Source organism: Mesorhizobium sp. M5C.F.Ca.IN.020.29.1.1 (assembly GCF_003997375.1).
Taxonomy (GTDB): Bacteria; Pseudomonadota; Alphaproteobacteria; order Rhizobiales; family Rhizobiaceae; genus Mesorhizobium; species Mesorhizobium wenxiniae.
The window spans coordinates 1-9169 of the sequence record NZ_RZSW01000232.1 but is presented as its reverse complement, the minus strand read 5'-3'; the positions used below and the strand labels follow the sequence as shown (position 1 = coordinate 9169).

Genomic DNA, 9169 nt, shown 5'->3' with positions numbered 1-9169 from the left:
AACCGGCAAGGAAATGCGCCACCGGGCCCATGTCGACGAGCAGGAATGCCTGTTCTACGTTGCCATGTCCCGAGCCCGGGACCGCTTGACGCTCTACACGCCGACGAAGAATGCCGCCGGATCGAGGTGGGGGCATTCCGAATACATCGACCGCATCGTGCCGCCGGCGACCAGGGTCCACATCGATCCGGCCATGGAGCTGCCGCCCGAGGACGCGGGGAGGGTCGACATCGTGTTCGAGGGCGCCGTTTCGATCGGCGACACGAAGTTGGCGACGTATGATAGCTGCCCTCGCCGGTTCTACTACTCCTATCTGCTCGAGGTGGGCGGGAAGAGGTTCGAGACCACCTTCATGAAGATGCACGATGCGGTACAGCTGGTCGTGGACTGGATGGTGAAGGAAGCGCCCGATCAGGTCGACCCCGCTGAAGTCGATCGGCGCCTCGGAGTGGCGCTCGAGGAGATAGGTGTCAGCGCGAACGGCTATGCCGAGGAATACCGGGCCATCGCCGAGACTCTGATCGCGAAACTAGTCGAGAGCCGCGCTGGGATGACCAAGGTCGCCAATCCTGGGATCGTTCTCAATTCCGGCCCGGCCAGGATCGATGTCCGCGTCGACGACATCCTCGAGGACGCTGCAGGCAGGATGCTGGTTCGCCGGGTCAGAACTGGTCATGCCACGAAGAAGTCACAGACGGACGCAGCCTCGACGTCGTTCTTCTTCGCGGCGCAGGAGTCTTTTCCGGGCTCAACGGATTGAGGTCGTGCACCTTGCGGATCGCGACGCCATGCGGATCGAGATCGACCCGAAGAAGCTGGCCGCGCGGCGTGCCGGTGTCGATAGAGTGGTCTCCGCCATCTTGACCGGCCACCTTCCTCCTGAACGCAGCAGCCGTTCCTGCCCACGCTGCCCCGCCTTCTTCATCTGCGGCTCGCTGCCTCCGGGAACGCTCGTGAAAAAAGCGTCGGACGGCGTTACCGGTTCGGCGTAGAGGCTCCGATTAGCTCTTCAGAGGGCACGCATCCCGCGGATGACCCGATGGAGAATACCGAACTATGACCACCGAGAACCGTGCGGCAGAGGCCGCCAACACCGCGTACCGCGTCCGCCTCACCAAGGACGGCGTGAACTATCACGACGCCTCCGTCGCCGATCCGATCCCCCTTGGGCGTCAGATCCTGGCCGCGGCCGGCATCCGCGACGTGGAGAACTACTCACTGTTCGCGATCCTGCCCAACAGCGAGTTCGAGGACGTCCGTCTGGACGAGACCTTCGACCTCCGCGGCAAGGGCACCGAGGCCTTCGCCTATTTCGAGACCGATCGCTCGTTCAATTTCACCATCGAAGAGCGCCAGATGTCCTGGGGCAAGAGCCTCATCAGCGGCAAGGCGCTCCGCAGTCTGGCCGGTGTCGACGAGCGCTATACCATCTATCTCGAAGTGCGCGGCGGCCATGATCGCCCGATCGCCGACACCGATCTGGTCGATCTGTCCGGCCAGGGCATCGAGCGCTTCATCACCGTAATCCGTGAGACGACGGAGGGGTTGGTCGCCCTTCCGTCGGCCGACCGCCGTTTCCTCGAGGACAATGGCCTGAACTACGAAATCATCGGCGAAGCCGGTTCCGGTGGCGTCGTCATCAAGAACTTCCCGCTCCCGCCGGGCAAGTTCGACCGCGAGGCCGTCGACATCATGATCCAGCTACCGGCTGGCTATCCGGACGCCAGCGTCGACATGTTCTACACGTCGCCCTGGATCAAGCTGAAGTCGACCGGCGGCTATGCCAAGTGCGCCGATGTCGCCCATCAGTTCGCCGGCACCAACTGGCAGCGCTGGTCCCGCCACGCCGACTGGCGTGCCGGCATCGATGGAGTTCGCACCATGGTCGCCCGCGCCGAGCTGGCGTTTCGGAAGGCGGCCTGAGATGGCCACCGTCGACATCTCCGTTCTCGAGCAGCACATGGATCTGCTCCGCCCGCTGCTTCCGGGGCGCGATGCGCCGGAAGCGGCGGCCTATATGCTGTTGGGCTCCTCCGACATCACCGCCGATCCTTGGACCGCCGAACCCCGTTTGCGTCTGGTAACCCACCAGGTGGTCGACATCCCGGCGGCCGAGAGGATCAGCGCCTCGCCGACGCATGTGACCTGGAGCACGACCGGCTTCATGCGGCTGCTCGGCGATGCGTTGATCGCTGGCAAGGTGCCCGCGATCGTGCACACCCATCCGGGCACCCACGCCTTCTTCTCCGACCAGGATGACCGCAACGAGCGTGAGCTCGCCCGCACCGCGCATCTCAAGGGCGTGCGCGGCCTGGTCAGCATCGTGCTCGGCGGTGATGGCTCGGTGTGCGCCCGCATCTGGCTCGACGGGAATACCTGCTTTCTGGCCCATGCCGTGCAGATCGTCGGCGGCCGCTACGCACGCCACGCGTCTGCGCCCATGGAGGGCATGATTTCGTCGCATCTCGATCGCCAGCGCCGCCTCTTCGGCGACGGCTTCAACGCGACGTTGCGCTCGCTCCGGGTCTGCGTCGTCGGCTGCGGCGGCACCGGCAGTCCGGTAGCGCTGTTGCTAGCCCGGCTCGGCGTCGGTCGCATCTACCTGATCGACAACGACACCCTGGCCGAAAGCAACCTCAACCGCGTCCACGGCTCCCGCCGGTCCGATGTTGGGATGCCCAAGGTCGATATCCTCAAGCGCGAGATCGAGGCCATGGGCGTCGAGTGCCATGTCGTCACCAGCAAGGCTTGGGTGAAGTCGGTGGAGGTGCGCGACGCCCTCAAGGCCTCGGACTTCGTCTTCGGTTGCACCGACGACAACTCGGGCCGAATTTTCATCAATCGCCTCGCCTACTTCTATGGGATCCCGGTGATCGATGTCGGCCTCCGCATTATCGCGCCCACCGAGACGCACAGTGCCGACCTGAATGGCCGCGTGACCACCGTACTGCCCGGACGCCCGTGCCTGATCTGCTCGGGCGTGGTGAACGCCGCGCGGGCGAACGAGGAGGACCTGGAGCGCACTCGTCCCGAGGAGTATCAGCGTCGCAAGGACGAGGCCTACGTCATCGGTGGCGGCGAACCCGCGCCGGCGGTCGTCACCTTCACCACCGAGATGGCCTCGGTGGCCGTTGACGAGCTGATCGCCGCGCTTACCGGCTTCCATGGAATGGAGGGCATGATCCCCAACCGCGTTCGCCGTTGGCATGCCCGCGACGACCGCTTCATCGCCCACCCGCACCGCGACGGCTGCCCGGTCTGCAGTTCCGATTGGACCAGCGGCGCAGGCGACGTGACGCCGTTCCTCGACATGGTGGGGTAACAGGTGAAGAACAGCATCGCGCGCTTCCTGCGCTTCTTCGGCTTCCTCCGGTTCGATCTTCTCGCCGAGAACACGCCGAACTTTCCCACCGGCGTAGAGATCCCACCCGGTAAACTGCTCGTCGTCCGCGACGGGCAGATCGAGAAGTGGGCGTGCCTGTCCTGCCCCGGGGGGTGCGGCAAGACCATCAGCCTATCGTTGAACCCTAGCCGCCGACCGCGTTGGAACGTGATCCGGGATTTCTGGCGTAGGCCCACTGTGCAGCCGTCCGTGCATCAGCGGAACGAGTGTGGCTGCCATTTCTGGATAAAGGAGGGCCGGATCGATTGGTGCGCCAACGGACACCCAATATCCGCCCCAACACAACCGGGGGGATCGGCCAACATAGTCTAGGCCGCATCCCACCCTTACATCGACATCGCATAGTCAACCGGACCGATAGGGTTTGAGATTTCGAATAATGCCGTTCAACGACCGACTGCAAGGCGCAAAGTGGCCATCCCAGCGCTCGGCCCGCGAAATTCGTATTTGGATCATCGCGTGAATTCGGCCAAGGGTGAGCGCAATTCTGCCAACGTCCTATCTGAAATCCCGCGTCTTCACCTTGATCCGGTCGATGTGCTCGTATGGGTCGACGATGTTTCGGCCCATCGGCAGGCTCCGCGGATCGATACCCGGCGCGCCGTGATAGGCTTCGTCACCGCGGCCATGCGGCAGGGGAAACGGCGCCTCGCGATTTCCGACGCTGGCCAGCTCGGCCGACAGATCGGTCAGCTGGTGGGCGACGAGATGCACGACCTCGCCTTCCCGCTGGATGCGGCCGCGCACGCCGAGCATGGCCGACGAAAGAAGCACGCGCCGGAATTTCTCGAATATTTTGACCCAGACGACAACGTTGGCGGCGCCCGTCTCATCCTCCATGGTGAGGAACATGACGCCTTTGGCCGAGCCTGGCCGTTGCCGAACCAGCACCAGGCCGGCGGCCTCAAGCCATCGTTTGTCCCGCGCCTGCATGGCTTCCTGACAGGTCACGATGCGGCGCCGGTGAAGATCGGCGCGCAGAAACGACACCGGGTGGCTGCGCAAGGTCAGCCCGACATGGCCGTAATCCTCGACGACTTCGCGTCCGGCGGTCATCGGCCTGAGCGCAATGACAGGTTCGTAGATCTCCGGCACAGTTTGCTGTTCCCGGAAGGTCGCGGCTGCGAACAGAGGCAGCGGCTCGTCTCGCAGTGCCTTGATCGCCCAGAGCGCTTCACGGCGCGCCAGCCCGAGATCTGGCAGAAAAGCGTCGGCTTCGGCGAGCTGGACCAGCGATGACGCCGGCACGCCGGCGCGGCGCCAGAGATCGTCGACAGAACGGAAGGGTTCATCGGCTCGTGCCGCGACGATCGCGGCCGCGTCATCATTGGCGAGACCCTTCACCATGCGCAGGCCAAGGCGGACGGCAAAGCGGTCTTCGACAGCGGTCGGCTCGAGCGTGCAATCCCAGCGGCTGGCATTGACGCAGACCGGGCGCACCTCGACGTCATGATCGCGCGCGTCTCGTACGATCTGGGCAGGGAGGTAAAAGCCCATCGGCTGCGAGTTCAGAAGCGCTGCACAAAACACATCCGGATGCCAGCATTTCATCCAGGACGAGGCGTAGGCAATCAGGGCAAAGGAGGCGGCATGGCTTTCGGGAAAGCCGTAGCTGCCAAAGCCCTCCAGTTGCGAAAACGTCTTTTCGGCAAATTCTGGAGTGTAGCCGTTGGCGATCATGCCGTTGACCAGTTTGTCGCGGAATTTCGAGACGCCGCCTGTGTGCTTGAAGGTGGCCATGGCGCGACGCAACTGGTCGGCCTCGCCAGCGGAAAAGCCGGCGCAGACCATGGAGACCTGCATTGCCTGTTCCTGGAACAGCGGCACGCCGAGCGTCTTGCCAAGAACGCGCTCGAGCTCCGGCGTCGGAAACGTCACCTCCTCCTTGCCGTCACGTCGGCGAAGATAGGGATGGACCATGTCGCCCTGGATCGGGCCGGGTCGAACGATCGCGACCTCAATGACCAGGTCGTAGAATGTCCGGGGCTTCATGCGCGGCAGCATCGACATCTGCGCGCGGGATTCGATCTGGAAGGTGCCGAGCGTATCGGCCTTCCTGATCATCGCGTAGGTACGCGGATCCTCGGCCGGGATCGTCGCGAGGTCGAGTGTGACGCCCTTGTGCTCGGACAGGAGATCGAATGACCGCTTCATCGCGGTCAGCATTCCGAGTGCCAGCACGTCGACCTTCATGAATTTCAGAGCGTCGATATCGTCCTTGTCCCATTCCACCACCTGGCGATCCTTCATCGCCGCCGGCTCGATCGGCACAAGATCGTCGAGCCGATCGTGCGTCAGCACGAAGCCGCCAGGATGTTGCGAGAGATGACGCGGTGTGCCGGCAAGTTGCGCGGCGAGGTCGAGGGTCAGGCGCAGGCGCCGATCGCCGAGATTGAGGTTGAGCTCACGGGCGCGCTGCTCATCGACCGCCTCACCATGGCCCCAGATCTGCGAGGACAGAAGTTTGGTCATGTCCTCGGGCAGGCCGAGCGCCTTGCCAACATCACGGACCGCGCCCTTGGTGCGATAACGGATGACCGTGGAACAAAGTGCTGCGTGATCGCGCCCGTAGGTTTCATAGACCCACTGCATGACGATCTCGCGGCGCTCATGCTCGAAATCGACATCGATGTCGGGCGGCTCGCGCCGCTCCTGGCTGACGAACCTCTCAAACAAGAGATTGTTGCGTTCGGGATCGATCGAAGTGATGCCAAGCACATAGCAGACGGCCGAATTGGCGGCGGAGCCGCGGCCCTGGCAGAGGATGTCCTGGCTGCGAGCGAAACGAACGATCGAGTTTACCGTCAGGAAGTACGGCGCATATTCGAGCGTTTCGATCAGCCGCAGCTCGTGCTTCAAGATGCCGACCACCTTCTCGGGCACGCCCTCGGGATAGCGTAGGGCAGCACCTTCCCAGGTCAGCTTTTCGAGTGCCTGCTGGGCGGTGAGGCCCGGCATGGTCTTTTCCTGAGGGTATTGGTAGGCGAGTTCGTCCATTGAGAAACGGCAGCGGTCGGCGATTTCGATCGCGCGCGCCAGGGCGTCCGGATAGCGGGCGAAGAGCCGCGCCATCTCGTCGCTCGGCTTGAGGTAGCGATCGGCATGACGTTCGCGCCGGAAGCCGGCGTCATCGATGGTGACGTTGTGGCGGATGCAGGTGACGACATCCTGCATCATGCGGCGGGCCGGCTCGTGGAAGAGCACGTCATTGGTGACGACGGTCGGCACGCGCATCGCAGCCGCCAGGTTTGCCAGCTCGTAAAGTCGGAGCTGGTCGTTGGGGCGTCTGCGCAAACTGAGCGCAAGATAGGCGCGATCGCCGAAAGCCTCGCGCAGGCGTCGTAGACGCAAGCCGCAGACATCATCGGCCTCGTCCGGCACCAGGACCGCGATCAGTCCCTCGCCATAGACGACGACGTCATCCCATTCGAGGTGGCATTTTGCCTTGCCCGCCCTGCCCTTGCCGAGTGAAAGCAGACGGCAGAGACGCGAATAGGCCAGCCGATCGGTCGGATAGACCAGCATCGACATGCCGTCGGCGAGATCGAGGCGACAGCCGACGATCAGCCGGACGCCTGTCGCCTTCGCCGCTTCGTGGGCGCGCACGATGCCGGCAAGCGAATTGCGATCGACGACAGCCAGCGCCTCGATGCCAAGGAGCGCCGCTTGAGCGAATAGCTCTTCGCAGGAGCTCACTCCTCGCAGGAAGCTGAAATGCGAAGTGACCTGCAGCTCGGCATATCGGGTTGCGCCGGTCATCCGAAGATCCCGTGCATGAACCATTTGTGCGATCCGGTGGCGGTGTCTTCGCCGTCGCCGGCTCGGTAGACCCAGTAGCGCTCGCCGTTCTCGTCCTCGACCTGGAAATAATCCCTCACCGCCGCCAGCTCGGCGTCGCGCTTCCACCATTCCCCGAACACCCGCTCCGGCCCGTCTGCCCGTTTCACGCGCCGGCGAACGCCACGCCAGGTGAAGGTCACCGGCGGATGGTCGGGGAGAAGCGCCACCGTCTCGATCAGCTCGGGTTGTGGCAACAGCCGCGACGGGCGTGGCCAATGGCCTGGCCAGCCCTCGCCGGTGTCCGGCGCCATCGGCGCAATGCGTTGAACGGACCGCTCGGGAACGTCGCTTTGGACCGGCGCGAAGCGATAGAGGCGGTCCTCGCCGACACGGTTGGCGAGGATGTCGATGACATCCGAGACGTCGGGCTCCGGCGCCTCGGCTAGCGAAGAGATCATCTGCTTCGCCCGCAGCGGCTCAGCAGCAAGCGCGGCAAGCCGCATTTGCTCGATGCCGAACCCCGGATCAATCATCTCTATTTTGTCGGTGAGAAGCCGGGTCAGGCGCTTCGTGTCACGAACCGGCGTTGCTGTGCCGACACGGATCGCCTCGATGCGATTGTCGACCCGGAAGAACAGTAGATCGAGCCGACGTGCGCCAAGTCCCCGCCTCTCGAGTGCGGCGCAGAGTTCAGCCACCAGCTTGCCGGTATAGCGGGTGATCGTCTCTGCCGCGCCGATCGGCTCGGCAAAATTGCGGCGCACCTCGACGATCTCCTCCGGCCGGATGGGCTCGATCGGTTCGCTCACTCGTCCGAACGCCTGGTCGAGGCGTCGACCGGGTTCCGGTCCGAAACGCAAGGCGAGCGACGCGCGCGGCGTGCCGGCAAGATCAGCGACTGTCTCGAAGCCAAGCCGTCGCAGACTATCGATCGTCGTAGCGGGAAGGCGGAGGGCCGCGATGGGCAAAGGCAGGATCGCCTGTCCAATGGTTCCGGATGGAACCACAAGCATCTGCCGTGTGCTGAAGCGGGCCAGTGCGTGGGCTGCCCCCCAGGTGTCGGCGACAACGGCGCGTGCAGCAAAACCCGCTGCGCCAAGACGGTCCACCATATCGGTGAGCATTGCCGCCTCGCCGCCATGCAGATGATCGGCGCCTGTCGTGTCGATCACAAGACCGTCCGGCGGATCGGCCGCGGCGATCGGCGCATAGCGGCGCAGCGCCCACAGCGCCAATCGCTCCAGCGCCATTTCGTCGGCGTCGGGCTCAGCGTCGTGAACAATCAGGCCCGGAACAAGGGCCTGCGCCTTGCTCGCCGGCATGCCGATGCACAGCCCCGCGGCGCGTGCTGCCGCGTCGGCAGCAAGCACGACACGGCGACGACCGTCACGGCCGATCAAAACGAGCGGCGCCTTAGGCAGAGGCGCGGCGTCGCCCGATTTCCTTCTGAAGCGGTCTGTCGACCACAACGGAAGGAAAAGCGATACGACCCTTGGCATCGCAAGCCTCCACTATAAAATCTGCACTCTCTCCGGCCCGGCATCGGATCAGCTCAACGTGCCAGCGGGCCCGTCCGACGCCCTGCACCGGCAATGGCGCCGACGGCAGGACCGACACCCGCCAGCGTGTCTCGGCGGCGGTCGGCTGGCCAAAATCCGTTGCCTCCGTCTGCCGACGCCAGCGGCGAATAGCGATGCCAATTGAGCCGGAGCTTTCGGCGGCAAGCTGAAGCCGCCGTGAGGCCGTCATCGAAAGCCTGGCTATCTCGGCAACGACTGCGCCAAAACCGCCCCGAAGGCCCTCCTCAAAACAGGCGAGGACGGATTTTTCGTCGCCGGCCTCGACGTAGATCACTCTTCCCGGAGGCAGGCCGGCCTGTTCGATTGCCGGCGCGAATAGGTCAGGCCGGGTAACGCACCACAGCACCTTGCCTGCCGTGCGGGCGGCAATTCCGGCCGCGAACAGTGCAGCGGCCGCGCCATCGAC

The 9169-nt window shown here is 64.4% G+C and carries 8 protein-coding genes; 5 read left to right on the top strand and 3 right to left on the bottom strand.

The features are described from left to right. From EOA85_RS19015 to EOA85_RS39100, 5 genes are all read left to right on the top strand, one after another. The coding region (locus EOA85_RS19015; protein ID WP_206523322.1) for a PD-(D/E)XK nuclease family protein at positions 1-760 on the top strand (760 nt) is incomplete at its 5' end. 28 nt (positions 761-788) lie between these two features. Further along, entirely contained in the window at positions 789-992 is a 204-nt protein-coding gene (locus EOA85_RS19010; protein WP_127210760.1) for a hypothetical protein, read from the top strand. Positions 993-1056: 64 nt separating this feature from the next. Beyond that, positions 1057-1923 (top strand): multiubiquitin domain-containing protein, encoded by an 867-nt coding sequence (locus EOA85_RS19005; protein WP_127210759.1) that lies wholly within the window; start codon positions 1057-1059, stop codon positions 1921-1923. A gap of 1 nt (position 1924) precedes the next feature. Further along, on the top strand, positions 1925-3322 hold the full coding sequence (locus tag EOA85_RS19000; protein WP_127210758.1) for a ThiF family adenylyltransferase: 1398 nt from the start codon (positions 1925-1927) through the stop codon (positions 3320-3322). 3 nt (positions 3323-3325) lie between these two features. After that, positions 3326-3715, top strand: coding sequence for a DUF6527 family protein (locus EOA85_RS39100; protein WP_127210757.1), 390 nt, complete (start codon positions 3326-3328; stop codon positions 3713-3715). A 186-nt stretch (positions 3716-3901) separates the two neighbouring features. Here EOA85_RS39100 and EOA85_RS18990 read toward each other — a convergent pair whose 3' ends face one another. From EOA85_RS18990 to EOA85_RS18980, 3 genes are all read right to left on the bottom strand, one after another. After that, positions 3902-7162: an error-prone DNA polymerase gene (locus EOA85_RS18990; protein ID WP_127210756.1), complete on the bottom strand. Its 3261-nt coding sequence runs from the start codon at positions 7160-7162 to the stop codon at positions 3902-3904. Further along, entirely contained in the window at positions 7159-8682 is a 1524-nt protein-coding gene (locus EOA85_RS18985; protein WP_127210755.1) for a DNA polymerase Y family protein, read from the bottom strand. Before EOA85_RS18985 ends, EOA85_RS18990 begins: the two co-directional genes overlap by 4 nt. Then, a partial coding sequence (locus tag EOA85_RS18980; RefSeq protein WP_127210754.1) for a damage-inducible protein occupies positions 8597-9169 on the bottom strand: 573 nt, incomplete at its 5' end. The genes EOA85_RS18985 and EOA85_RS18980, both read right to left, overlap by 86 nt.